The 1,190-nt window shown below is 39.9% G+C and carries 1 protein-coding gene and 1 pseudogene; both read right to left on the bottom strand.

All coding sequences use genetic code 11. The annotated features are described in order from the left end of the window. Positions 1-71 precede the first annotated feature (71 nt). Positions 72-344, bottom strand: a pseudogene (locus D7Y06_RS25215) (relaxase/mobilization nuclease domain-containing protein); the annotation flags it as partial. After that, positions 293-634, bottom strand: coding sequence for a plasmid mobilization protein (locus D7Y06_RS25210; RefSeq protein ID WP_120410206.1), 342 nt, complete (start codon positions 632-634; stop codon positions 293-295). The gene D7Y06_RS25210 and the pseudogene D7Y06_RS25215, both read right to left, overlap by 52 nt. Between the last annotated feature and the right edge of the window lie 556 nt (positions 635-1,190).

Genomic DNA, 1,190 nt, shown 5'->3' with positions numbered 1-1,190 from the left:
AAATACTCTTACATATCTAATTCTTATCAGGAAAGTCTAAAGTTCATAGACACAAGATTTTTTACAGCCTCCTCTAAAACCTTGTCCGCAAGTTCCTTCCCGATCTGGTGCGCTTCGTCAAAGCTGACCTCACCGGGAGCAAAAGCCTGTATCAGATGATAGGCTTTATTGGGGCTGTTTTCCCGGCAGTGGTCTAAGGTATATTTGAAGTCAATTGCTGCGGTTTCCGGCGCACAGGCGTAAGAAGAAATGTAGATGCTTCCGTCTGTTTTGTCCGGGTTGCATATGTAGGCTACCGCTTTATCAACGGTTGCTGTGATAGCATGGATTTTTGTGATTGCCATACCTGTTTCATCAACTCCTTTACTTCGTCCATATCTTCCTGATAGATGTGATTTGTGCTGTTAATTCTTTTCGCAATCTGGTTCAGACTTGAACTGATCCGTCCAAGCTCCGTATTGTATTCCCGTAAAAAACTGTAATCCACGTCATAGACATATCCGTATAGAATCAGCTTCCGGATAAAAGCCGATTTGCTTTTCATGCCGGACAGCTTAAACTTCTCGTCAAGGATGTACTGCTCCTTGTCATTCAAGTGAAATTCATTCCGGTTGGTGCGTGTCCTGTTTGCCATTTTTACATCGTCCTTTCTAAATTTGGGCATAAAAAAACTGCTGTAACTTGTCCGGTTTACAACAGTCTGGTTTCGTGTCTGTTCAGTTGTTTTGGATAGAATTATCCATGTGTTATTGTAGCAAATCTGCGGGGGAAGGTCAAGGACTTGCGGAGAAAAACGCAAAGAAAACCAAAGAGGGTTAGGGATACTTCCCTATGGAAATTTCATCATACGGACGGTAGGGAAGTATGGGGAATTTCGCCCATGTGTCCGGACATGGGCAGTGCTTGCTAATCTTGTCAATAATTCTTGATAATCATAGTTATACCGACTTTTTTGGTATCATGACTTCTTATCAAGAATGTTGTATTTACGCTGTTTCTTAAAAAAAGGTCATGATAATATGGAATACTTTTTGCTAAATTCTGATTTTTAAAACGGTACAATAGTGGCAAAAAGTCGGGATAATTTTTTTATAAATCACTCAAAATGCTTGATTTATTTAGTGTCTGCTGATTAACAAAAATACAGCCTAAAACTATTGATTTTACTGCATTCTTCCGGCATGTATGGT

Source organism: Roseburia sp. 1XD42-69 (assembly GCF_003612565.1).
Lineage (GTDB): Bacteria > Bacillota > Clostridia > Lachnospirales > Lachnospiraceae > Roseburia_B.
This window is presented reverse-complemented; position numbering and strand designations above follow the sequence as displayed.